The 24,115-nt window shown below is 67.8% G+C and carries 22 protein-coding genes; 10 read left to right on the forward strand and 12 right to left on the reverse strand.

Annotated features, from left to right (window positions below):
• Positions 1-15: 15 nt before the first annotated feature.
• The 4 genes from AC0VYP_RS18100 to AC0VYP_RS18115 all read left to right on the forward strand — a co-directional run bounded on the left by AC0VYP_RS18100 (position 16) and on the right by AC0VYP_RS18115 (position 4,775).
• Positions 16-861 (forward strand): glutamate ABC transporter substrate-binding protein, encoded by an 846-nt coding sequence (locus AC0VYP_RS18100; RefSeq protein WP_475470854.1) that lies wholly within the window; start codon positions 16-18, stop codon positions 859-861.
• Positions 862-932: 71 nt separating this feature from the next.
• Positions 933-1,607: an amino acid ABC transporter permease gene (locus tag AC0VYP_RS18105; protein ID WP_475470855.1), complete on the forward strand. Its 675-nt coding sequence runs from the start codon at positions 933-935 to the stop codon at positions 1,605-1,607.
• Positions 1,604-2,635: an amino acid ABC transporter permease gene (locus AC0VYP_RS18110; protein ID WP_285757258.1), complete on the forward strand. Its 1,032-nt coding sequence runs from the start codon at positions 1,604-1,606 to the stop codon at positions 2,633-2,635. Before AC0VYP_RS18105 ends, AC0VYP_RS18110 begins: the two co-directional genes overlap by 4 nt.
• Positions 2,636-2,801: 166 nt before the next feature.
• A complete protein-coding gene (locus tag AC0VYP_RS18115; protein ID WP_285757259.1) occupies positions 2,802-4,775 on the forward strand; it encodes a S9 family peptidase in 1,974 nt (657 codons plus the stop codon).
• A gap of 216 nt (positions 4,776-4,991) precedes the next feature.
• Here AC0VYP_RS18115 and rny read toward each other — a convergent pair whose 3' ends face one another.
• The 4 genes from rny to AC0VYP_RS18135 all read right to left on the reverse strand — a co-directional run bounded on the left by rny (position 4,992) and on the right by AC0VYP_RS18135 (position 8,867).
• Entirely contained in the window at positions 4,992-6,494 is a 1,503-nt protein-coding gene (gene rny / locus AC0VYP_RS18120) for a ribonuclease Y (protein WP_475470856.1), read from the reverse strand.
• Between the two features lie 200 nt (positions 6,495-6,694).
• Positions 6,695-7,261 (reverse strand): recombination regulator RecX, encoded by a 567-nt coding sequence (gene recX / locus AC0VYP_RS18125; RefSeq protein ID WP_285757261.1) that lies wholly within the window; start codon positions 7,259-7,261, stop codon positions 6,695-6,697.
• On the reverse strand, positions 7,254-8,426 hold the full coding sequence (recA, locus tag AC0VYP_RS18130) for a recombinase RecA (RefSeq protein ID WP_475470858.1): 1,173 nt from the start codon (positions 8,424-8,426) through the stop codon (positions 7,254-7,256). The genes recX and recA overlap by 8 nt, the downstream gene beginning before the upstream one ends.
• A 246-nt stretch (positions 8,427-8,672) precedes the next feature.
• The gene (locus AC0VYP_RS18135) at positions 8,673-8,867 is read right to left on the reverse strand and encodes a DUF3046 domain-containing protein (RefSeq protein WP_285757262.1); all 195 of its coding nucleotides are present in this window, start codon (positions 8,865-8,867) and stop codon (positions 8,673-8,675) included.
• A gap of 66 nt (positions 8,868-8,933) precedes the next feature.
• Between AC0VYP_RS18135 and AC0VYP_RS18140 the strand changes: the two genes are divergently transcribed.
• Positions 8,934-9,425, forward strand: a complete 492-nt coding sequence (locus tag AC0VYP_RS18140; RefSeq protein ID WP_475470860.1) for a GNAT family N-acetyltransferase — start codon at positions 8,934-8,936, stop codon at positions 9,423-9,425.
• 44 nt (positions 9,426-9,469) lie between these two features.
• Here the strand turns inward: AC0VYP_RS18140 and AC0VYP_RS18145 are convergent, their stop codons facing one another.
• Entirely contained in the window at positions 9,470-10,687 is a 1,218-nt protein-coding gene (locus AC0VYP_RS18145; protein WP_475470862.1) for an ROK family transcriptional regulator, read from the reverse strand.
• A gap of 278 nt (positions 10,688-10,965) precedes the next feature.
• Here AC0VYP_RS18145 and AC0VYP_RS18150 point away from each other — a divergent pair, with 278 nt between their 5' ends.
• From AC0VYP_RS18150 to AC0VYP_RS18170, 5 genes are all read left to right on the forward strand, one after another.
• Positions 10,966-12,264, forward strand: a complete 1,299-nt coding sequence (locus AC0VYP_RS18150; RefSeq protein ID WP_475470863.1) for an extracellular solute-binding protein — start codon at positions 10,966-10,968, stop codon at positions 12,262-12,264.
• A gap of 95 nt (positions 12,265-12,359) precedes the next feature.
• Positions 12,360-13,385 carry a carbohydrate ABC transporter permease gene (locus AC0VYP_RS18155; protein ID WP_285757266.1) on the forward strand — a complete coding sequence of 342 codons (1,026 nt, stop codon included), beginning with the start codon at positions 12,360-12,362 and terminating at the stop codon, positions 13,383-13,385.
• Positions 13,382-14,302: a carbohydrate ABC transporter permease gene (locus AC0VYP_RS18160; protein WP_285757267.1), complete on the forward strand. Its 921-nt coding sequence runs from the start codon at positions 13,382-13,384 to the stop codon at positions 14,300-14,302. The genes AC0VYP_RS18155 and AC0VYP_RS18160 overlap by 4 nt, the downstream gene beginning before the upstream one ends.
• A gap of 127 nt (positions 14,303-14,429) precedes the next feature.
• Positions 14,430-15,887, forward strand: coding sequence for a glycoside hydrolase family 3 protein (locus AC0VYP_RS18165; protein ID WP_285757268.1), 1,458 nt, complete (start codon positions 14,430-14,432; stop codon positions 15,885-15,887).
• 171 nt (positions 15,888-16,058) lie between these two features.
• Positions 16,059-16,511 (forward strand): RrF2 family transcriptional regulator, encoded by a 453-nt coding sequence (locus tag AC0VYP_RS18170; protein WP_285757269.1) that lies wholly within the window; start codon positions 16,059-16,061, stop codon positions 16,509-16,511.
• 77 nt (positions 16,512-16,588) lie between these two features.
• On the opposite strand, the gene AC0VYP_RS18175 is transcribed toward AC0VYP_RS18170, so the two are convergent.
• The 7 genes from AC0VYP_RS18175 to AC0VYP_RS18205 all read right to left on the reverse strand — a co-directional run bounded on the left by AC0VYP_RS18175 (position 16,589) and on the right by AC0VYP_RS18205 (position 24,001).
• Entirely contained in the window at positions 16,589-17,056 is a 468-nt protein-coding gene (locus tag AC0VYP_RS18175) for a Dps family protein (protein WP_475470866.1), read from the reverse strand.
• 192 nt (positions 17,057-17,248) lie between these two features.
• Positions 17,249-17,602 (reverse strand): helix-turn-helix domain-containing protein, encoded by a 354-nt coding sequence (locus AC0VYP_RS18180; RefSeq protein WP_475470868.1) that lies wholly within the window; start codon positions 17,600-17,602, stop codon positions 17,249-17,251.
• Positions 17,603-17,759: 157 nt separating this feature from the next.
• Complete coding sequence (locus AC0VYP_RS18185; RefSeq protein ID WP_475470869.1) at positions 17,760-18,260, reverse strand: CinA family protein; 501 nt, start codon at positions 18,258-18,260, stop codon at positions 17,760-17,762.
• A gap of 4 nt (positions 18,261-18,264) precedes the next feature.
• Complete coding sequence (gene pgsA / locus AC0VYP_RS18190) at positions 18,265-18,867, reverse strand: CDP-diacylglycerol--glycerol-3-phosphate 3-phosphatidyltransferase (protein WP_285757273.1); 603 nt, start codon at positions 18,865-18,867, stop codon at positions 18,265-18,267.
• Complete coding sequence (rimO, locus tag AC0VYP_RS18195) at positions 18,867-20,315, reverse strand: 30S ribosomal protein S12 methylthiotransferase RimO (RefSeq protein ID WP_475470871.1); 1,449 nt, start codon at positions 20,313-20,315, stop codon at positions 18,867-18,869. Before rimO ends, pgsA begins: the two co-directional genes overlap by 1 nt.
• A 111-nt stretch (positions 20,316-20,426) precedes the next feature.
• The gene (locus tag AC0VYP_RS18200) at positions 20,427-21,275 is read right to left on the reverse strand and encodes a helix-turn-helix domain-containing protein (RefSeq protein ID WP_475470873.1); all 849 of its coding nucleotides are present in this window, start codon (positions 21,273-21,275) and stop codon (positions 20,427-20,429) included.
• Between the two features lie 224 nt (positions 21,276-21,499).
• On the reverse strand, positions 21,500-24,001 hold the full coding sequence (locus tag AC0VYP_RS18205) for a DNA translocase FtsK (RefSeq protein WP_475470875.1): 2,502 nt from the start codon (positions 23,999-24,001) through the stop codon (positions 21,500-21,502).
• Positions 24,002-24,115: the final 114 nt, after the last annotated feature.

A 24,115-nucleotide genomic window follows, 5' to 3' on the forward strand; every position in this document is an offset into this window, starting at 1 on the left:
AGAGGTATTCCAATTATGCGAGTTCGTCGCATCAGCGCAGCACTGGCCGGATCGGCCGCCGTGGCCCTGACCCTCGCCGCCTGCGGCACCGCCGAGGTCGGCGGCGACAGTGAGGGCGGCGGCGAAGGCGGCGGCGGTGACACCATCACCATCGGCGTCAAGTACGACCAGCCCGGCCTCGGCCTGCTCGAAGGCAGCGCCCCCGTCGGGTTCGACGTGGACGTGGCCACTTTCATCGCCGGTGAACTGGGCTACACCCCCGAGCAGATCGAATGGACCGAGGCGGCCTCCGCGAACCGCGAGGCGTTCCTCCAGCAGGGCACCGTGGACATGGTGATCGCCACCTACTCCATCACCGACGAGCGCAAGAACGTCGTGGACTTCGCGGGGCCCTACTACGTCGCCCAGCAGGACATCGCCGTGGCCGCCGACGACTCCGACATCTCGGGCCCCGACGACCTCGCCGGCAAGGTGCTGTGCTCGGCATCGGGCTCGCGCTCGGCCAACAACATCGTCGAGGACATGGAGATCGACGCCGAGCTGCGTGAGGCCGGCAACTACTCCGAGTGCTTCGAGCTGCTGGCCAACGGCACCGTCAACGCTGTCACCACCGACAACACCATCCTGGCCGGGTTCGCCGCGCAGAACCCCGACGCCTACAAGATGGTGAACAACCCCTTCGGCGAGGAGAAGTACGGGATCGGCCTGCCCAAGGGCGACACCGAGCGCTGCGAGGAGGTCAACGCCGCTGTCACCAAGATGTGGGACGAAGGCAAGACCACCGAATTCCTCGACAGCGCGTTCGGCGAGGTCGGCTTCGAGTACGCCGAAGAGCAGCCCGCGGTCGAAGGCTGCGCTTAATCACTGACCGCTTGCGCGGCCGGTGGTCTACTCGGTAGGCCACCGGCCGCGCATATGACCGGCTGGGACCCATGGAAGCCTTTCTCAGCAACATCGACAAGGTCGTCAACGGTTTCTCGTGGACCGTCCGGCTCACCCTGTTCAGCGCCCTGTTCTCATTCATCCTGGGCATCGTCCTCACCGCGATGCGGGTATCTCCGATCCCGCTGCTGCGCGCCCTCTCCACGGGCTACGTCGAGGGCATCCGCAACACGCCCCTGACCCTGGTGCTGCTCTTCTGCGGCCTGGGCCTCAACAGCGCGCTCGGCCTCAGCCTCGCCGACAGCGTGGCGTGGGACGTCTTCTGGTGGGCCGTGATCGGCCTGTCGGCCTACACCGCCTGCTTCGTCTCCGAGTCCCTGCGCGCAGGCATCAACACCATCCCGCTGGGCCAGGTCGAGGCCGCACGCTCACTCGGCCTGACCTTCACCCAGAACCTGAGCCTGATCGTCATCCCGCAGGCACTGCGCACGGTCGTCGGCCCGCTGGGCAGCGTCCTCATCGCGCTGATCAAGAACACGACCGTGGCCTCTGTAGCGGGGCTCGGCGTGCAGGAGGCATCCCGGCAGATGAAGTTGATGTTCGACCAGGGCATCGCGCCGGTCCTGCCGACCTTCGTCGGTTTCGCGATCGGGTTCCTGATCCTCACCCTGCCGACCGGTTACTTCTTCGGGTGGCTCAGCAAGCGAGTGGCGGTGGTCCGATGAGCGCGCAGAACGTCCTGTTCGACGTCCCCGGCCCCAAGGCCCGGGCACGCTACCGGATCTACACCGCCTTCACGGTTCTCGCCGCCATAGCCGGCCTCGCCGTGCTCTACCTCGGGTTCAACCGGACCCTCGGCGAGGGCGCTCCCTCGATCCTCAGCAGCGAGGCGTGGGCCCCCAGCCCCACGGGGCAGTGGACGGCGAACAAATGGCTGCCGTTCATCGACCCGGCCACCTGGACCGACTACGTCATCCCCGGTCTGCAGAACACCCTGACCGCGGCGCTGCTGGCCTCCGTTCTGGCCATCGTGTTCGGTCTGGTCTTCGGCATCGGCCGGATGTCGGACCACTGGTGGATCCGCGTCCCCTCCAGCGCGGTGGTGGAGTTCTTCCGCGGCATCCCGTTGCTGATGCTGATCTTCTTCACCATGGCGCTGCCCATCGCGATCAACCAGTTGCTGCCGGTCTTCGGCCAGCCTCCCATGACACCGGGAACCTTCCAGGTCAGCGCACTGGCGGCTGTGGTCACCGGCTTGACCCTCTACAACGGGTCGGTGCTGGCGGAGGTTTTCCGGGCCGGCATCAAGGCCGTACCCAAGGGGCAGTCCGAGGCCGCGTACTCGGTCGGGATGAACAAGACCCAGACGATGTGGCTGATCCTGATCCCGCAGGCCGTCACCTCGATGATGCCGGCGATCGTGGCGCAGTTGGTGGTCCTCCTCAAGGACTCCGCGCTGGGGTACATCATCGCGTTCCCCGAGCTGCTGCGCAGTTTCACCTTGATCGCGACCCGGCACAGCAACGTCATCCCGGCAGCGATCGTCTGCGCGATCATCTACATCATCATCAACGTCTCGCTGAGCCGTGTGGCCATCTGGTTGGAACGCCGCAACGCCCAGCGCGGCAAGCAGTCGGCGAAGGTCGGTGCGGGGCCGGGGGTCGCCCCCGAGCCGACACCGGACGCAGCGGTGCCGGGCGCCGTCCCCGACCAGGGACAGGAGACCAGGAACAAGCCCACCGAGCCTTCCTGATCACCGCCCGCGGTACCGACACGGGTCCCCGTCGTCCGAGCATTGCTCGGGCGACGGGGACTCTTTGGTTGCGGTCCTGCGGTGTGCCGGATCAGGGCCCGCGGAGCCGATAACTTGAAGGGCACCCCGCCCGTCGCCACCCTTCGCCCCAGGATTCAGGACCCCTATGACCGAGCGCGTGTCTCTGCCCTACGGAAGCTGGCCCTCCCCCATCACCGCGGTCGAGGTCGCTCGCGGCTCGACCAGGCTGGGCTTCCCTTCGGTGATCGGCGAACAGATCTGGTGGGAGGAGTCCCGACCGGACGAGGGAGGCCGAACGACCGTCATGCACCGCGCGGCCGACGGTACCGTCAGCGATCTCCTTCCGCTGCCGTGGAGCGCGGCCACCCGGGTGCACGAGACAGGTGGCCGGTCCCATCTCCCCGTACCCCGCCGCGACGACAAGGCCATCACGCGCTATGGCATCGTCTTCGCCGAGGCCGGCGACCAGCGGCTCTACCTGCTGGAGAAGGGCGCGCGCGAACCCGTCGCCCTCACCCCCGAGCCGGCCGTCCCCGGTGCGGTGCGCTATGCCGACCCTGCGCTGAGCCCCGACGGCAAGCGCGTCATCTGCGTACGCGAGACCCACTCCGATTCGACCGTCGCCCGCGCGATCGTGTCCGTCCCGTTGTCCGGACGAGCGGTCTCGGACCCGACAGCGGTACGCGAACTCGTCAGTGGTGCCGACTTCTTCGCTTCTCCCACCCCGTCCCCTGATGGCGAACGGCTGGCCTGGATCTCCTGGAACCATCCCCGCATGCCCTGGGACGGGACTGAGCTGCGAGTCGGAGCGTTCACCCCCGAAGGAGCCGTGTCCGCACCGCGCACCATCAGGGGTGGCACGACGGAATCGGTGCTCTCCCCTCGTTGGAGGGACGCCAACACGCTGCTCTTCCTGTCCGACTGGACCGGTTGGTGGAACCTCTACGAGGTCAAGGCACACGGCCAGGCCATGGCCCAGTATCCGGAGGAAGCGGAGTTCACCCTTCCCCCGTGGCAGTTGGGGGCCGCACCGTTCGGGATACTCGACGACGGGCGGGTCGTGACCCTGTACGGGCACGCCGACCTCAACGCGGGAATCTATGACCCCGAAACCGCGCAGCTGACACCGCTGAAATCGTCGCTGACCACCTGGCGCGCCCTCGCCACCGACGGAAAGTCCGTGGTGGGGGTGGCTGCTTCCCCGACCGAACCCGACGCGCTCGTGCAGGTCAATCCGGAAACCGGAGTGGTGCGCACACTGCGCTCGGCGGTGGAGTCCCCACCTCCTGCCTCCTACCTCCCGGTCCCCCGCTCCGAGGAGATCTCCGGACGCTACGGCGCGCGAATCCACGCCTTCGCCTACCCGCCCACCAGCCCCGAGGCGTGCGCGGACGGCCCTGCACCCTACGTGGTGTGGGTGCACGGCGGTCCCACGGGCTGTGCGGACAGTTCCCTGGACCTGGCCAAGGCCTACTTCACCAGCCGCGGAATCGGGATCCTCGACGTCAACCACGGCGGCTCCACCGGGTACGGGCGCTCCTACCGGGAACGGCTGCACCGCAACTGGGGTGTCGTGGACGTCGAGGACGCGACGGCGGCGGTCCTCGATCTGGTCGAACGCGGTATCGCCGACCCCACCCGGTTGGCCGTCAGGGGCGCCAGCGCAGGCGGGCTGACGACCCTCCTCGCCCTGACCGGCACCACCTTCGCCTGTGGGACCTCCTATTACGGAGTGACCGACCTGATGCGACTGGCCGCGGAGACGCACGACTTCGAGTCGCGCTACCTCGACACCATCATCGGACCGCTTCCCGGTTACGCCTCGGTCTACGAGGAACGCTCACCGGTCAACCGCGTGCACGAGATCGATGTCCCGGTGCTGCTGCTCCAGGGTGACCAGGACCCGATCGTCCCGCCCGCACAAGCCGGCGCGCTGGCGTCCGCACTCACGGCACGCGGTGTCGTCCACGCCCACATCGAATTCGCAGGGGAGCCGCACGGTTTCCGCAAGGCCGAGAGCGTGCGCGCCGCGCTGGAGGCCGAGCTGGCGTTCTACTGCAAGGTGTTCTTCGGTTTCACTCCGCCGGGGGTTCCACCGATCGCACTGACCGGGGGCTGAGACCCTGCGCTACCCTGATCCGGATTTTGCGCACAAGGGGCGGGGCGGCGGCTCCAGGCCCCGCTCACGGGTTCTCGTTTGCCCGTCTTTCGCCAGACGAAGAGGCAGCGGGTCCGCCCTCTGCCCTGTCGGCTTCCCGGCGGGAAAGGTCCACGGTCACTCCCCGAACGGTCAACGATGGGGAGGAACTCGTCGGGCGCGGGTCTGATACCACTGTCAGCGCGCGGTCTCCGTCGCCCGCGACTCGCGAATGACCGTTACCCGGATCTGCCCCGGGTAGGTCAGTTCCTCCTCCACCTGCTTGGCGATGTCGCGAGCGATCACCTGTGCCTGTACGTCATCCACTTCCTCGGGCTTGACCATCACCCGTACCTCGCGCCCGGCCTGCATCGCGAAGACCTTCTCCACTCCCTCATTGGCCAGGGCGATCTCCTCAAGCCGCTGCAACCGCTCGACATAGGCCTCCAGCGAGTCCCTGCGTGCGCCCGGCCGTCCTCCACTGATCGCGTCGGCCGCCTGGGTCAGGACGGCTTCCACCGTGCGGACCTCGACCTCGTTGTGGTGTGCCTCGATGGCGTGCACGACGTCCTCGGACTCACCGTAGCGACGGGCGATCTCGGCTCCGATCAGCGCATGGCTGCCCTCGATCTCATGGGTCAGAGCCTTGCCGATGTCGTGCAATAGCGCGCACCGCTTCATCAAGGCCACGTCCATCCCCAGCTCGGCGGCCATGATCCCTGCCAAGTGGGCGGACTCGACCAGATGCGCGAGGACGTTCTGGCCGTAGGAGGTGCGGTAACGCAACTGGCCGAGCAAAATCACCAGCTCCTGGTGGAGGTCGGTGACACCGACCTCTGCCACTGCGTCCTCACCGGCGCGCACACAGAGCTGGTCCACTTCCGAACGGCTTGTGTCGAAAACCTCCTCGATGCGGTGGGGATGGATTCGGCCGTCCAGGACGAGTTTCTCCAGGGTGAGCCGGCCGACCTCCCGCCGCACCGGATCGAAACACGACAGCAACACCACCCCGGGCGTGTCGTCGATGATCAGGTTGACCCCGGTGACAGCCTCGAAAGCACGGATGTTGCGGCCTTCCCGGCCGATGATCCGCCCTTTCATGTCGTCGGTGGGCAGATGCACCGCCGAGACGACCGACTCACTGGTCTGCTGGCTGGCCAGACGTTGGATGGCCAGGGTGATGACCTTGCGAGCGCGTGCCTCGCCGTTCTTGCGCGCATCCTGTTCGATAGCACGCGCGATCAGCACCGCCTCGCGTTTGGCCTGGTTGCGCACCTCAGCGACCAAGGCTGCCTTGGCGTCGTCCGCGCTCAGCGCAGCCGTCGCCTCCAGGATCGCCAGCCGCTCTTCCTCCATCCGGTCCAGCTCCGCCGCGCGCTGCTCCAGCAGTGCTGCACGCTCGTCTCCTTTGTCCCGGACTGCGAAGAGTCGATTCGCTTCCTCGTCGATGCGGCGCTCGCGCTCGGTCATGCGCTGTTCACGGTGCTCAAGGTCGCTACGTCTGCTGTCCAGGAGCGCCCGTTCCTCAGCCTGCTCGGCGACGGCTCTGCTGCGGATCTGCTCCGCATCCGTGTTCGCCTGTTCGAGGAGGGCGCGTGCCTGGTGACGCCCGATGCGCTTGGAAAGGAGGAATCCGCCGGTCGCCACTCCCAGGAGGAGAACCGTGACGATCGCGCTCAACAACCCGTCTGCACCGTCCATGGCCCCACCCCAAACCGCGTCGCGTCCGTCTGCCGCTCCTGGTTCGCCGTACGACCGGCTGACAAAGCCATCGGGCGGTACGTGCTTCGTTGGATTTAGAGCTACCCGTGGGGCGAGCCGGCTAACTCATCGGCCGCTGTGAGGTTGGGGGCCTGTTGAAGCGAATCGGACGCCGATCGGTCGGAACGGAGACGGACCGATCAGTCGAGATCGGGCTCGGGAAGGTCGATGTCGTAGCCCTCGGCGTCGAGTTCGGCACGGATCACCCGGTAGGCGAGTCCTGCCGGATAGCCCTTGCGCGCGAGCATCCCCATGAGCCTGCGGGTGCGCACCTCGGGTGCCTTGCCCCGGGTGGCGGAGAGCTTGCGGCGCACGAGGCTTCTGGCGGCTGTCTCCTCCTGTTCTGGGGTGAGTTCCTCGACCGCGTCGCGCACCGTTTCCTCATCGACCCCGCGCTGGCGCAGTTCAGCAGCAAGCGCACGGCGGGCCAGTCCCCTGCCGGTGTGCCGGGAGTCCACCCAGGCAGCTGCAAAAGCGGCGTCGTCGATGATCCCGGCCTCGTTGAAACGGCTCAGGACAGCCTCGGCTGCCTCATCCGGGATCTCGCGACGTCGCAGCGCCTGGGCCAGTTGCGATCTGGTGCGTGGCGCCAGGGTGAGCAGACGGAGGCAGATCGCCCGCGCCTTGGTTTCGGGGTCCTCCTCCGGCCGCGCGGACGCGGCCGGAGGAGCCTCGGAGTCCACGTCGTCCGGTCGCGGGTCAGGCATCCGCGGAAGTCGGTTTGGCGGCCTCGGCCGCCCCTGCCGCAACAGGCACCGAAGGAGACGCGGCCTTGGCTTCGGCGGCCGGCTTCTTCACGGCCCGCTTGGGCGGTGTCGGTGCGGCGTCCTTGGCCGCGGCGTCCTTGACGGGCTCGCTGGTTGCGCTGTCGTCGCCGCCGGTGGGCACGCCCAGCTTCTCCTTGATCCGCTTCTCGATCTCGTTGGACATGTCGGCGTTCTCGCGCAGGAAGTTGCGCGCGTTCTCCTTGCCCTGACCGAGCTGAGTGCCTTCGTAGGTGTACCAGGCACCGGACTTGCGCACGATGCCGTTCTCGACCCCGAGGTCGATCAGGCCGCCCTCGCGGGAGACCCCTACGCCGTAGAGGATGTCGAACTCGGCCTGCTTGAAGGGCGGAGCGACCTTGTTCTTGACCACCTTGACCCTGGTGCGGTTGCCGACCGCGTCGGTACCGTCCTTGAGGGTCTCGATGCGGCGCACGTCCAGGCGGACCGAAGAGTAGAACTTCAACGCCCGGCCGCCGGAGGTGGTCTCGGGAGAGCCGAACATCACGCCGACCTTCTCCCGAAGCTGGTTGATGAAGATGGCGGTGGTGTTGGTCTGGTGCAGGGCACCGGCGATCTTGCGCAGTGCCTGCGACATCAGCCGGGCCTGAAGACCGACGTGGCTGTCCCCCATCTCACCCTCGATTTCCGCACGGGGCACGAGCGCGGCCACGGAGTCGATGACGATGATGGACACCGCGCCGGAGCGGATCAGCATGTCCACGATCTCCAGCGCCTGCTCGCCGGTGTCGGGCTGGGACAGGAGGAGGTCGTCGGTGTTCACACCGATCTTCTTGGCGTACACGGGGTCGAGCGCGTGCTCGGCGTTGACGAAGGCCGCGATCCCGCCCAGACGCTGCGCGCTGGCGACGGCGTGCAGGGCGACGGTCGTCTTTCCCGACGACTCGGGACCGTATACCTCCACGATGCGGCCGCGCGGAATCCCTCCGATTCCGAGCGCGACGTCCAGTGCGATCGCCCCGGTGGGGATGGACTCGATCGGCGGTCGCTCATCATCGCCCAAGCGCATGATGGAGCCCTTGCCGAACTGGCGCTCGATCTGAGCGAGTGCGGTTTCAAGAGCTTTGTCTCGATCGGCAGCTGCCACGGCAAACCCCTGTTGGGTCGATGCTTTCTTTTTCATGATGGAGACGACGCTACGCGGAGGCGACGACATTTCGCGCCACCCGCGCGTCTCCTGTGGACGGTCACGGCGCAACCGTCCACCCGGGCCCGGCACTGAGTGCCCCAGGGAGCAGGCGACGCCGCTCCCGTCCCGGATACACCATCACTGTACCCGAACCTCTGTTCGATTTTTGGCTCTAGGCGTGCCGGAGTGTCGAATCGGGCGACCTCAGCGCGCGGCGGCGGGGACGTCGAAGGTGTCGCACACCGCCCGCCACACCTCCTTGGCGCCCATACCGTCGTCGAGCGCGGCACGCACGGTCCGCGACCCCAGGGCCTCGATAACGTAGTCGCTGGCCAGACTGTCGGCATAGGACTCGCCGAACTGCTCGTGCATCCGCTGCCAGAAATGGGAGAGTCTCATCGACACCAGTATCGGCCCACCGCGTCGGACTGTCACACCGACCGCTTCGCAGGGCAGACTGGTCCGATGGACTACACGGTGCGACCGATGGAGGACACCGACCTCGACCGACTGGTCGAGGTGAGCCTGGCCGCCGACGGCCTGTTCGCCCGGGCCGGGCTGGAACTGCCGCCGGACGATCCGCGGCCCATGTTGGCGCACTGCCCACTGGTTTTGGTGGCCGGCCGCCCAGCGGCAGGCCTGGCCGCGCTGACCGAGTTGGACGGGAACGCGCACCTGGAGCAGATCGCGGTACATCCGACACTGGGCCGACGCGGCATCGGGACCGCCCTGCTGACAGCGGCCTGCGCGAAGGCCCGCGCCCAGGGGCACCGCGCGATCACCTTGACCACCTTCGGCGATCTTGCCTGGAACGCCCCCTGGTACGCCCGGAACGGCTTCACCGAGTTTCCCCGTGACTCCTGGGGCCCCGAGCTCGCCGTCCACTGGCTGGCCGAGGAAGCGGCCGGAATCGCCGTGGCCCGCCGAATCGCGATGCGCCGGCTCCTCACCGCTTGAGACACCACCGGACCCTGGGCCTCCGGGCCCGGTGGCGGCCTCGACTACCCCACGGTGGAGGCGAACATCTCTTCCCGCGCCTTCTTCAACGCCGCCAGGATCGCCCCGCGCAGAACCGGGTTCCCCCCCACCTGGCTCACCCGGACCTCTGCGGTGTTGGGACCGATACGCCCGGCCGCCTCGGCCACTCGCGCCGCGAGGTCGTCTCCTCCGACAAGTGGGACGTCGCCCCCCAGAACCACCAGCCCCGGGTCGAGGACGACGCAGACCGCGGTAACCCCACGCGCGATACGTTCGGCGAGCTCCTCCAGGAACAGCCCCTTGCTCCCCGGGTCCGCCCGCGCCAGGCGCACCGCCTCGGTGACCGTGCCGGCGGCGAGGCCGTGCCGGGCCGCCAGTTCCAGGACTTCCCTGGAACCGACGAGCGACTGGAAACCGTGCGCGAGCGAGGGCTTGCCGTAGGCGGTGCGCAGCGACTCGTAGCCGCCGGGCAGCCCGATGTCGTCGGGGAGCGGGGCCCCGGGAACGGGCAGGTAACCGATCTCCCCCGCCCCGCCCGAGCGTCCCCGGTGGATGCGGTCGCCGAGCATGATGGACATGCCCACGCCGCCGGAGCTGTCGAGCCACATGAGGACGAAGTCGGGGATTCCCCGTGCCGCCCCTTCGGCGTGCTCCGCCAATGCCGCGAGGTTCACGTCGTTCTCGATGGCGACCGAGCGCTTGAGATCGGTGCGCAGCGCGTCGAGGACTCCTTCGTGCCAGGAACCCAACTCGAAGGAGAAGCGCATGTCGCCGGTACGCGGGTTGACCACTCCCGGGGTGCCGATGACGCAGGCGGTGAGCCGGCTCAGCGGAACACCGGAGGTCTCCACCAGGCGCATGACCGCGGTGTGGACGAGGGCGACCGGATCGTCGGATTCGGTGGGATCGACGGTGACCTGGGAGACGATTCGGCCGGTGACATCGGCAATGGCTGCGGCGACCTGATGCGGGCCGACGTCGAGAGCGGCCACATAGGCGCTTGAGGGCACCACTGCGTACAGTGCGGCGTTGGGGCCGCGCCCCCCGGCCTGGGCCCCGATCACGTGCACGAGTTCGCGCTCCTCCAGGCGGGAGAGGAGCTGCGAGGCGGTCACTTTGGACAGGCCGGTGGCCTCGCCGAGCTGGGTCCGCGTGAGCGGTCCGGACGACAACAGCAACTCCAGGGCCGCTCGGTCGTTGAGCTGTCGCAACAGCCTCGGAGTCCCCGGGCGTCGAGACATAACCGTAACTCCCCCATCTCTATTTATTAGGAAAGTTTCCTGTTAGTTTAGCGGTCGTCTCACGAAAGGTCACATTCCCAATACCGCCCTTTCTATTTCTCTCCGGGCGGACCGGCGAAAGCCGATTGGGATGGACCGAACACACAGTGCTATCCCAGCACACCCCCGCACCGACGACGAAGCCCGCACAGCGTTCGTAGCCGACCGAGATGTTTTTCGGGGGCCTCATCTTCCGAGGCTCGCCGCACGCGAGGCGACTCGTGAAAGGGAGATTCAAAGTGAAGAAATTCGCATTCGCTAAGGTCGCGGCGACCTCGTCGCTCCTCCTTCTCGCCTCCGCCTGTGGCGGAGGCGGCGGCGAGTCCACCGGCGACGGTGAGGTACCCGCGGAACTGACCGTCTGGATCATGGGCGACTCCCAGCCCACCATCGTCGAGTACTTCGACGAGGCAGAAGGAGCCTGGCAGGAGTCCTACCCCGATAGCGGGATCAACGTCGAGTTCATCGCCTGGCCGGACGTGCAGACCACCCTGACCAACGCGCTGGCCGGCGGTGACAGCCCCGACGTCATCGAGATCGGCAACGACCAGGGCGCCAACTGGGCGTCCCAGGGCGCGCTGGTTGACATCACCGAGGCGGTCAACGGCTGGGACGAGGCCGCGGACCTCGACCAGAACGCCCTGGAGTTCGCGGCCTACGACGGCGCCACCTACGGCATCCCCTGGTATTCCGGGGTGCGCACCCTCTACTACCGCTCCGACTGGCTGCGCGACCTCGGCGTCGAGGCCCCCACGACCTGGGACGAGCTCACCGACGTCGCGGAGAAGATCAACAAGGAGCACGACGTCCCCGGCTTCTGCGCGCCGACCGACTTCACCAACGGTATCGCCAGCTTCATCTGGGGCAACGGCGGTGAGATCGCGGTGCAAAACGGTGACCAGTGGGAAGCGAAACTGACCGACCCGGCCGCCAAGGAAGCGATCGAGTTCTACGCCGGGCTCAGCGCCGACGACACCGTCTCCCCGTCGAGTGCCCTTGGTGCCAACGAGAACGACGGCTGCCTCAACGACATGGCCAACGGCAACCTCGGCATGTACATCGACGGCAGCTGGGCGCGCGGCGCCTGGGAGGGCGTGGCCGAGGACCCGGCCGTCCTGGACAACATCGACACCACGGTGCTGCCCGGAGCCGACGGTCCCGCTCCGGCCTTCGCGGGCGGCTCCAACCTCTCGGTGTGGAGCACCACGGAGAACCCCGAAGCCGCGACCGAACTGCTCCAGCTGCTCGCCGGCAAGGAGTGGGGCGACAAGTTCGCCGAGACCGCGGGCTTCTTCCCGGCCTACCCCGAGCTCCTCACCCAGGACAAGTACACCTCCGACCCCCTCAAGAAGGCCGGCGCGGAGCAGATGCAGAGCACCCAGTTCTTCCCGGCCACCCCGAACTGGAACTCGGCCGACCAGGACCAGAAGATCCTGCCCAAGGTCGTCCTGGAGATCGCCCAGGGCGGCGACGTGGACGACGTCCTGGCCAAGTACAACGAGCAGCTGCAGGAGACCCTGAACAAGCCGGTCGAGTAGCGGCCCCGCCGCTACCCCGGCCCCTCACCGGTGGCCGGCGGGCGAGCCCCGCCGGCCACCGGTCCCGTGTCACCCGACCGAGAAACCCTGAAGCCATGGCACACACCACCGAGGTGACCATGACGGCCGAGCCTCCGTCTGGTCCCGATCGGCCCAGCAGGCAGGGCAGGCGCGACCGCCCCGCACAGCCGCCGCTTGGCCGCAGACTCCTTCGCGGACTACCGCCCTACGCGCTGATCGCCCCCGCCGTTATCGTCCTCGGTGTCGTGCTGCTCTGGCCGATGCTGCAGATGGTGTGGAACTCGCTGCACTCCTACACCATCCGCAACCTCATGCCCAATGCTCCGGCACCCAAGTGGAACAACTTCGCGCACTACCAGACCCTGCTGACCGATCCCTACTTCTGGTCGGTCCTGGGCAAGACCGTCCTGATCTGCGTACTCATGGTGAGCGGCACCATCATCCTGGGCACTCTGGTGGGTCTGCTGCTGCACAAGCTCCCCAAGGCGTTCTCCACTTTCGTCGCCGTGGGAATGATGCTGGCCTGGGCGACCCCGGCCATCAGCGCATCGCTGGTCTTTCGCTGGCTCTTCTTCCCGGAGCGCGGTTTCGCCAACCACGTGCTGGAGGCCCTTCCCGACTGGCTGGTGGGCACCGGATGGCTGCGCTACAACTGGTTCCTGGACGCGACCTCGCTTTTCACCCTGTTGGTCATCGTGGTGATCTGGCAGAGCTTCCCGTTCGTGGCGATGACCGTGCTGGCGGGCCTCAAGAGCATCCCGAGCGAGCTCTACGAGGCGGCCCGTATGGACGGCGCGAGCGCCTGGCGGTCCTTCTGGGCCGTCACCTTCCCGATGCTCAAGCCGCTGTTCTCACTGATCATCGTTCTACAGATCATCTGGGACCTACGGGTGTTCACCCAGCTCTACATCTTGACCGGGAGCAGTTTCGCCAATCCGGACGCCTACCTGCTCTCGTACTACATCTACCAGCAGGGTTTCAACGCCAGCCCGGCCAACTTCGGCCTCGGCTCGGCGATCGCGGTGGTCATGACGGCACTCGTCCTCTGCGTCACCGTGTACTACCTGCGCATCATGATCCGTCAGGGGGAGACCCGATGAGCGCCCCGACCACGGCGCCCCGCCCGGTGCACCGGATCGACCCGGTACTGCGCGCGCGCCGGCTCGCCGGCCGAGCAGGTCTCTACGCCGCGGGCCTGGCCGTCTTCGTCTTCTCGGTGTTCCCCGTCTACTGGATGGTTTCCACCGCCTTCAAACCCGGCGGCGAACTGTTCGCGAAGGAACCGACGTTCTTTCCCCAGTCCCCGACCCTGAAGAACTTCGACCAGGTGATCAACGGCAACGTGATCCCGGGCGTGGACTTCTGGCAGTTCCTCGTCAACAGCCTGCTCGTGACGCTGGCGTCGGTTGCGATCGGCGCGGTCCTGGCGCTGCTGGCGGCCATCGCGGTGGCCCGGTTCAAGTTCCGGCTGCGCACCACACTGATCGTCACCCTGATGGTGATCCAGATGGTGCCGATCGAGGCGCTGATCATCTCGATCTTCATCAACTTCCGGCACATCCAGGACGGCACCGGCATCCAGATGCTGGGGACGCTGACCGGTCTGGTCTTCGCCTACACGGCCGTGCAACTGCCCATCACCATCATGATGATGCGTGGATTCGTCGCGGCGGTTCCCAAGGAACTGGAGGAGGCCGCCGCCATCGACGGCGCCGGCCACTGGACGGTTTTCTGGCGCATTCTGATGCCGCTGGTGGCGCCGGGCCTGGTCGCGGCAAGCATCTTCGCCTTCATCACGGCCTGGAACGAGTTCATCATCGCGCTGACCTTCCTCGGGCGCAGCAGCGAGTCGTACACACTGCCGTTGACGCTGTCCTACTTCTTCGGGCGCTACGGCACCGACTGGGGGGCGATCATGGCGGCCTCGACCCTGTTGACCATCCCGGTGATGATCTTCTTCCTGTTCGTGCAGCGGCGAATGGTGTCCGGTCTCACCATGGGAGCCGTCAAGGGCTGACCCACTGTTGCGTACCGCGCCCGGGGCAGGGATCGTCCGGGCGCGCGGAGCCCGCCCTTTTCACGATGTCCCACGCGGCCCCGCGACCGGGGTCAACCGCCTCCCCCTGTTCGAAACGGAGTTCGCGATGCCCGCTGACCGGAGCCTGGAACGTCTTGCCAACGCCACGCTGCTCGTCCCATTCGAGGCACACGACGCACCGCGTTGGCTCCTGGAGGGCCTGGCCGACGGGTTCGCCGGCGTGTGTGTCTTCCACAACAACATCGAAGACGCCGGACAGATCACCCGGGTGAACGCCCGAATCGCCGCCGCCGCAGATGCGCCGCTGATCTCCCTGGACGAGGAGGGTGGTGACGTCACCCGGATCGGACAGCGCGGCGGCAGCGAGTACCCCGGCAACGCCGCCCTGGGCGCGATCGACGACACCGACCTCACCCAGGCCGTCCACTACTCGCTGGCCGCGGAGTTGCACACGCTGGGCTTCAACCTGGACCTGGCACCCTCTGTGGACGTCAACACCGCTGCCGACAACCCGGTGATCGGGACCCGGTCCTTCGGGGCCGACCCCGAACTCGTGGCCCGGCACGCTATGGCCGCCGTACGCGGGCTCCAGGGCGCCGGAGTCGCGGCCTGCGCCAAGCACTTCCCGGGGCACGGCGCCACCCACCAGGACTCCCACACCGAGCTCCCCTCGATCGACGCCGCCCCGGACCTGTTGGCCCGGCGTGAACTCCTGCCTTTCCGCTCGGCGATCGAAGCGGGCGTGCGCAGCATCCTGACCGCGCACATCCAGCTGCCGGGCCTGGGAGTGAGCGCACCGGCCACGCTGGCGCCCGAGATCGTGACGGGACTGCTGCGCGACGAGTTGGGCTTCGACGGGATGGTGATCACCGATGCCCTGGACATGCACGGCGTGAGTGGCGACATCGGCGTTCCGGAGGCTGCGGTGCGCGCACTGGCAGCCGGTTGCGACCTGCTGTGCCTGGGGAGGTTCGCCTACGCCGACGAGGTCGCAGCGGTCCGGGCGGCCGTGGTGGCCGCTGTACATGAAGGCCGGCTCAGCGGGGAGCGGCTCGAAGAGGCCGCGGCTCGCACCGCTGACGTCCGTGCCTGGACGGCCGGGCAGGCGTCGACGCCCGCGACGGGAGCGGTCGGAATCGGACTGGACGGGGCGCGGCGCGCCGTCCGCGTCACCGGAGAACTGGAGCGCCTCCACGCCCCATTCGTCCTTGAGGTGGACGCTCCCGCGGGAATCGCGGTGGGTGAGGTCCCGTGGGGGTTGTCCCCCTGGTTCCCCCAGACGGTGCGCCTGGACGCCGAGAAGGCCGATGTGGCGGACCTGCTGGCCTCGGCCTCTGGACGCGACCTGGTCGTCGTGGTGCGCGACGCCCATCGTTACCCCACGACCCGCGCGTTCGTGGACCGCGTGTGCCAGGCCCGTCCGGACGTAGTGGTGGTGGAGATGGGCCTTCCGGTGTGGCGTCCGGACAGCCGCGCGCACATCAGCACCTACGGTGCGGCACGGGTCAACGGACAGAGCGCGGCCGAGGTCCTGGGCTCGCCGACCGCGGCCTCGGTACGCTGATAGCGCCAGACGGCGCGCGGGGCCGGTACCGAACCGGCATCGGATTTCACGCGCTCCCGTCATCGCCAATCCCGGTAGGAGAACTGGTAATGCGGAACAACGACGTTTCGGCGCGGCCCCGCGGGTGCCCCATTGACCCGAACTCCCTTCGATTCACGGCATAATCGCAGCATGCGCCTTTCCGCCCGGGTCGATTACGCGTTGCGCGCCGCGGCCGAACTCGCAGCCGCCAGTGGCGGCCCCGTCACGGCCGAACAACTCGCGCGCGCCCAGGCCATACCCGGAAAATTCCTGGAGAACATCCTCACCCAGTTGCGCCGCGCCGGCCTGGTGCGCAGCCAGCGGGGCCCGGTCGGCGGGTACTGGCTCGCCCGGCCGGCGTCGGAGATCTCCCTCGCCGACATCATCCGAGCCGTTGACGGGCCACTGGCCAACGTCCGCGGCGAACGTCCAGAACACGTTGACTACGACGGCGCCGCACGCAGCCTGCAGCAGGTGTGGATCGCGTTGCGCGCCAGTGAGCGAGCCATCCTGGAGACAGTGACGCTGGAACACGTCTCCACGGCCAAGCTTCCCGACGCCGTCCGGGTACTCGCCGAAGACCCGGAAGCGTGGGCGAGCTGAGCCCACACACGTAAGCGCCGGCGGCGACTCCCCCGAGTCGCCGCCGGCGCTTGAACGTCAACCGATGGCCTCCGCGGTCAGCGCATGGCCTCGAACATCCAGTGCTGCTGTTCGAGGTCCTGCGAGGCGCTGATGAGGAAGTCCTGGGTCACCGGGTCGGCCTCCTCGGTGGCGTGAACGTGCGCGCGGAAACGCTTGACCACGTCCCCCAGGACGTTGACGATCGTGGCGATCGCCTTGTCCTCCTGCAAATATCCCGGGTCGGGCTGGTTGATCTGGGAGTCCTGCGCGACCTTGATCGACCGCCCGTCGGGGTTGACCCCGATGGCGATGGCCCGCTCGGCCAGTACATCGGTGTGGTTGCGGGCGGCCTCGACGAGTTCGTCGAGTTGGAGATGGATGGAGCGGAAGGTCCGCCCGACCACGTTCCAGTGCGCCTGTTTGGCCAGCAGCGACAGATCGATCAAGTTGACGACGGCTTCTTGCAGCGCCTGACCCGTGATCCTTCGTTCGTCCTCGCCGAGCGCTCCGTGAATCTTCGCCATTGCTGATCATCCCCCTGATGTGTTGCGTACGGCACCAGGACCACTGCCCGAGGGCGACCGGGGGAAACGGGCCGTCAGCCGCAGGGAGTCAGGACGCATCCGGGGAAAACCTGGGGGAACAGCAATGCGCCGGCCGCATCATCGCGACCGACGGCATCACCGATTGACCACTGGCACCGGCCGGGGTGTCCGTTACACACCCACCATGTTCACAACGTCGGGGACGCGGTCGGGGATCGACTCGATACCGAGCCGCCCCGCACCGGATCCGGCTGGAACGGCTCCGCCGAGCTGAGCCGCTTCCTGGAGCTCTGCCAGGGCCAGCTGGTCGGAGACCTCACGCAGTACCTGGGAGAGTGGGACCCCCAGTGCACCGCAGATCGAGGAGAGCAGTTCCGAGGAAGCCTCTTTCTGCCCGCGTTCAACTTCCGACAGGTATCCCAGCGAGACTCGGGCATCGGCCGAAACCTCACGGAGAGTGCGGCCCTGCCGCTGCCGTAGCCGCCGTAGCACGTCACCAAGTAGGTGACGAAGCAGGACCATCATTCGCGCTCCCTCCCACCGGTAGCGACCTTCTTGGAAACACCGTACCTGGCCGAAGCCCGATCGTCGCACCTCATGGCTTCCTGTTCGCTGGAGGGGTAACACGATCTTGGTCAGGGTTTGTTCCCCACCCCTGGTCACTTGAACGGGATGTGCCCCGCTATTTCAGGGTGGTTTTGGCCACGCTGCACAAAAGGAGGGAAAGTGCCTGGTCAACAGTTTTTTCGCGTATTTCGCCCCGGTCTCCTGTCAGCCGCAACTCCACCACGGTCAACCAGTGGCCGGGACCGGCCACCGCCGCGAACACCGTCCCGGGAGGTCGGCCGTCCTGGGAGTCGGGCCCCGCCACGCCGGTCACGGCGAGACCGAAGGTGGCCCAAAGCACTCTGCGAACCCCCTTCGCCATGGCGAGCGCGACATCGGGATGCACCGCGCCGTGTTCGGCGAGCAGTTCACCCGGCACTCCCAGGACGTCGCGCTTGGCGTCGGTGGCATAAGAAACCACTCCCCCGCGGAACGTGGCCGATACACCTGGAACACAGGTGATCGCGGCACCGATCAGACCACCGGTCAGCGACTCCGCGGTCGCGACAGTGGCCGCGCGGCCGAGGAGCAGGGCGTGCGCCTGCGCAGCGAGGGCCACCGTCTCGGGGCCGGCCATCGGATCAGCCCTTGTCCGAAGCGGACCTCGACTGCTTGCGCAGCTTGAGGGCTTGGAAGATGTAGTCGCCACCGGTCCACAGGGTGACGCCGAGAGCGACGGCCATGATCGCGTGCGCGATCGCCTGGAGGAACAGGTAGTCGGGCAGCGGGAAAAGGTAGACACTGATCGCGACGATCTGCAGGACCGTCTTGAGCTTCCCCCCGCGACTGGCCGGGATGACTCCGTAGCGGATCACCGCGAAACGCAGCGCCGTGATCCCCCACTCGCGCACCAGGATGACGATGGTGACCCACCACCACAGCTCCCCCAGCATCGACAGCACGACGAGCGCCGCACCGGTGAGTGCCTTGTCGGCGATGGGGTCGGCGATCTTGCCGAAGTCGGTGACGAGGTTGCGACGGCGGGCGAGTTCGCCGTCGATCCGGTCGGTGATCGCGGCGATGACGAAGACGGAGAATGCCGCCAGGCGCCACCACAGGCCGTCCTGGAACATGAAGATGACGAAGAGCGGCACCATGACGAGCCGGCTCACCGTCAAGACGTTGGCGATGTTGAGAACCGGGGCTTGCTGGCCTGCCGGGACAGCGGGATCGGGTCGGCTCATTACGGGGCCGTATCGTCGTCGAGTTCGGTCACGAGGTCCACGCCCAGCGCCGCCATAACGGTCGCGGTCACGATCTCGCCGATTGCCAGTTCGCGGTCGGCGTGCACGATCGTGCTGCCGTCCACCTCTGGCGCCTGGTGCTCCGAGCGGCCCTCGTAGGTGCCCTCGCCGAGCTCGGCCTCCACGAGGACCCGCACGGTCGATCCCACGCGCTCCTCCGCGCGCTGGGCCATGAGCTCCTCGGCCAGTTGGTTGAGTGTCTCGACCCGCGACGCGACGACCTCCTCGGGGAGCTTGTCCGCGTGGCCGGCGGCCTCGGTGCCGTCCTCGTCGGAGTATCCGAAGATCCCGATCGCGTCGAGACGGGCCTCCTGGAGGAAAGCCGCCAGGTCGTTGAACTCCTCTTCGGTCTCCCCCGGGAAGCCGACGATGAAGTTCGAGCGCGCCCCGGCCTCGGGGACGGCCTTTCGGACGGTCTCCAACAGTTCGAGGAAACGCACCCGGTCGCCGAAACGGCGCATGCGCCGCAGCAGTGTCCCGCTGGCGTGCTGGAAGGAGAGGTCGAAGTAGGGGACGACACCGGGCGTACGGGTGAGCACATCGATCAACCCGGGACGCACCTCTGCGGGCTGGAGGTAGCTCACCCGCACCCGCTCGATACCGGGAACCGCGGCCAGGCGGGGCAGCACCCCCTCCAGTGCGCGCAGGTCGCCCAGGTCCTTGCCGTAGGAGGTGGAGTTCTCACTGACCAGGAAGAGCTCTCGCACTCCCTCCCCCGCCAGCCATTCCGCCTCGCGCACCACGTCGTCGGGCGTGCGGGAGACGTAGGCGCCGCGGAAGGCAGGGATCGCACAGAAGGTACAGCGCCGGTCGCAGCCGGAAGCGATCTTGAGGTTGGCGACAGGACCACCGGTCAGGCGCAGCCTCGGCAGGACCGGGCCGGAGGCCGGGGCGACGCCCTCGGGCAGCGGGGTCAGCGGGTCGGCGAAGGGCGCGTGGCCCGGGACGTGCACACCGGCCTGCGCGCTGCGCTCGACCGGGGAGATCGGCAACAGGGTCCGCCGGTCCCTGGGCTCGTGCGGGACGAGCGACCTGCCTTCGACGACGTCGTCGAGACGCTGGCCGATCTCGGCGTAGTCGTCGAAGCTGATGACCTGCGCCTCGGGCATGGCCTCGGCGAGCTCGGAGCCGTAGCGCTCGGCCATGCAGCCGGCGGCGACGACTTTGGTCCCGTCCTCGGCCGCGTTGAGCAGGGCCTCGATGGAGTCCTGCTTGGCGGCTTCGATGAAACCGCAGGTGTTAACGACGACGACGTCGGCGCTTTCGCCTTCGTCGGGGTCCACCAGGTCCCAGCCGCTGACGGCGAGCCGACCGGCTAGTTCTTCGGAGTCAACCTCATTTCGCGCGCACCCCAGGGTGACGAGCGAAACAGTACGGCGCGATGACATGGCTTCCAAGGTACGGGAGAACGGGAATACGGCGGGACCGCCGCGGTCCTTCAAGGGTAGGTCGTCCCAAGGGGCTCTTCGGCCTCAGGGTTGCCTTCCCTCGGGTCTCCGTCACCGTCCGGCGACACCCTCCGGGGTGAAAGTGAAGCGGGTCACCTCACCCACGGACCCGGGCTCCCCGATGTCCTCGCCGTTGACTTCGATACGGAGACCTCCGGCGTTTCCCACGTGGAGCCGCAGCTCCCGACCGTCGGTCCATTCGTCGGTGGTCCCCTCGTCGAGCACACCGACGAAGAGGTTGTCGCCCGCCTCGTTGTGGACGCTGAGCCACGTGCGCTCCCGAGCGGTGATCCGCAGGGTCACCGGGCCCTCCACGGGAACGGCTGCGGCACCGGTCGTCCCCGTGTCGTCGGGACTCGCGGCTGGAGCGGCCGGCTCGGCGTCCCTGGCCGGTACTTCTGCTCCGGCCGGTACCGACCTCTTCTCCTGTTCGGACGCCTCGCTCCGGGCCGGGGAGGGCCCCTCCGCCGTTTGCAGTGCGATCCGCGCCGCCGTGCCGGACTGCTGGCTCGCGGAGTCCGACCAGGCCCAGACCGTGAGCGCACCCAGCATCAGCGCGATCGCCGCCCCGGCCACGACCCTGCGCCTGTCCCGGACACGCGCGGCCACGGACGCCTGGGGCCCGGGCGCCATGACCTCCTCCGCACTCGCCGGCTGAGGAGGGGCGTCGGCGTACTCCTCGTCGAACCAGCGGATCAATGGGGCCGGATCGACCGCCAGCACCCGGCAGACGGACCGGAGGTGACCCCGGGTGTAGAAGTCCCCTCCGCAGGCGTCGAAGTCGTCACGCTCCATCGCATGGATCACCTGCTCGGTGATGCAGGTGGCCCGGCTCAGGTCGGCGACCGAGCGGCCGGCGTCCTGACGGGCGCCGGCGAGGACCTGGCCGATCGTCGTCATACGCACTCCCATCGACACGCGTGTGGTTACGTCTTCAATCTCCCAATGTCTCGACTGGGCGCCGCAACGATGCGCAAACACGCCTAGGCCCAAGGTCAAGAAAAGACCAACATCCGCGCAGGTGTCATGGAGCGGCGACGGGGCCCGACACGTGACCGGCAGAAACCCTTCCTGCACGAGACGGTCGGTGTCCCGGGCGAGAAACCGGTGCTCCCGTGCCCCGCTCAGTCAACTCGCAGACCCGCCAGGACCTCGGGAAGCCCCTCAGGAGTGACGAGTACGTCACGAGCCTTGGACCCCTCGCTGGGGCCCACGATGTCGCGGCTCTCCATGAGGTCCATCAACCGCCCGGCCTTGGCGAAACCGACGCGCAGCTTGCGCTGCAGCATCGAGGTCGAACCGAATTGGGTGGTCACGACCAGTTCGATGGCCTGGAGCAGCAGGTCGAGGTCGTCGCCGACCTCCTCGTCGATCTCCTTCTTCTTCGCCTCGCCTACTCCGACGTCCTCGCGGTAGGCGGGTTCGGACTGCTTTTTGCAATGGTTGACGATCGTACGGATCTCCTTCTCGGAGACCCAGGCGTTCTGCAACCGGATGGGTTTGGAAGAGCCCATCGGCAGGAAGAGCGAGTCGCCCTTTCCGACCAGTTTCTCGGCACCGGGCTGGTCCAGGATGACACGACTGTCGGAAAGGCTGGAGGTGGCGAAGGCCAGACGCGACGGCACGTTGGCCTTGATGAGCCCGGTGACGACGTCAACGCTGGGGCGCTGGGTGGCCAGCACGAGGTGGATCCCGGCGGCACGGGCGAGCTGGGTGATGCGCACGACCGACTCCTCGACGTCGCGCGGAGCGACCATCATGAGGTCGGCGAGCTCGTCCACGATCACCAGCAGGTAGGGATAGGGCTCGTAGACCCGTTCGCTGCCCAGTGGTGCGGTGAGCTCTCCTGCGCGCACAGCGGCGTTGAAGTCGTTGACGTGCCGGTAGCCCGACGCCGCGAGGTCGTCGTAGCGGCGGTCCATCTCGCCGACCACCCACTGCAAAGCGTCGGCAGCCTTCTTCGGGCTGGTGATGATCGGCGTGATGAGGTGCGGGATGCCCTCGTACATGGTGAGCTCGACGCGCTTGGGGTTGACCAGGATGAGTCGGACCTCGTCGGGGGTCGCCCGCATCATGATCGAGGTGATGAGTCCGTTGATGCAGGTTGACTTACCGGCACCGGTGGCACCTGCCACCAGCACGTGCGGCATCTTCGCGAGGTTGGCGACCACGTCGGACCCTTCGACGTCCTTGCCCAGGCCCACCAGCATGGGGTGGTCGTCGGAGGTGGCGGCGGTGGAGCTCATGACGTCGCCGAGACTGACGATGTCCTTGTCGGTGTTCGGGATCTCCACCCCGATCGCGGACTTTCCCGGGATGGGCGACAGGATGCGCACGTCGGCGCTCTTGACCGCGAGGGAGATGTTCTTGGTGAGCGCGGTGACCTTCTCGACCTTCACCGCCGGGCCCAGTTCGATCTCGTACCGGGTGACCGTAGGACCACGGGTGAAACCGGTGATCTCGGCGTCCACGTTGAACTGGTCCATGACACCGCTGAGCGCCTCGACGACGATGTCGTTGGCCTTCGTCCGGGGTTTGGACGGAGTCCCCGGCTTGAGCAGCATCGGCGGCGGGAGTTCGTAGTCGCCGTCCACCACCCGGGAGGGGATGGACAACTGCTCCACCGCGGCCGGCGCCGGGGTGGGGTCGGGGGCAGGCTTGCGCGGCGGCTTGGCGGTCTCCACCACAGGCGTGTCGTAGGGACGCTCGTGGTCCCCCGCATGCGTTTCCGGCTGCTCCTCGTCCTTCTTCGCCCTCGGTTTGCGCTTGCGCTTGGGCGGGGCCTGCTGCTCCCCCTCGTCGTCGAAGATCTCCAGGCCGGCCGAGGGGCCGTCGTCCTCACGCTCCACGAGGCCGCCGAAGAGCTGGCTGAGCCGCTCGGGAATGCGGTGGACGGGGGTGGCGGTGACCACGAGCAGACCGAACACCACCAGCATCAACAGCAGGGCACCGGTGAGCCACGGGGTGATCAGCATGCTGAGAGGGCCGGAGGCGGCGAACCCGATGAGGCCTCCGGAACTGCGCATGGCCTCCTGCCCCTCCGAAGGCCAGGGAATGCCGTGACCGATGTGGATGAGGCCGAGCAGGCCGACCAACAGTGCCACGCAACCGATGACCAGGCGGCCGACATCGGTCTGTCCGGTCCCCGGTGTGCGCATGAGCCGCCAGGCGAACGGCAGGCACAACAGCGGCAGCACCGGGGAGAAAGCACCGAAACCGCCGACGACGACCATACGGGTGGCATCCAGCAGAGGCCCCTCGGTGTCCCACCATACGGCTGCGGCGATGAGCAGCCCCAGCGCGAGCAGGATCATCCCGGCGCCGTCGCGGCGCAGGTCGGGGTCGAGGTCGCGTGCGCTGCGCCCGGTGGCACGGGCCAGACCGCCGACGGTATGGGCGAGCATGCGCCACGCGAAGAGGATCGCGCGACCGATCCAGGTGAAAAGCAGGGCGATGGGGCCCTCAGAGGCGTTGCCCCGCCTGGCGGCCGGGGCCCGCTTTGCGGACTGCCGGGGACGAGACGTCGGAGCGGCGGGCCGGCGGGCCGGGGCCTTCCGGCCCGATCCGCCGCCACGGGACGTTTCACCGCCGGAACGCTGGGAGGACTTGGGCGCGCGGGTGGCCATGACCGGCAGCCTACTAAGGAAGTCACCGGTTTCCCGGAACAGCGGTCCCTGGCGTGTCGCGCCCCGGGGGGCGGCCAGCGGGCCGCCCCCCGGGGCGCGTAATGGTGGTGCCGG

The organism is Nocardiopsis sp. iso_186 (assembly GCF_056173365.1).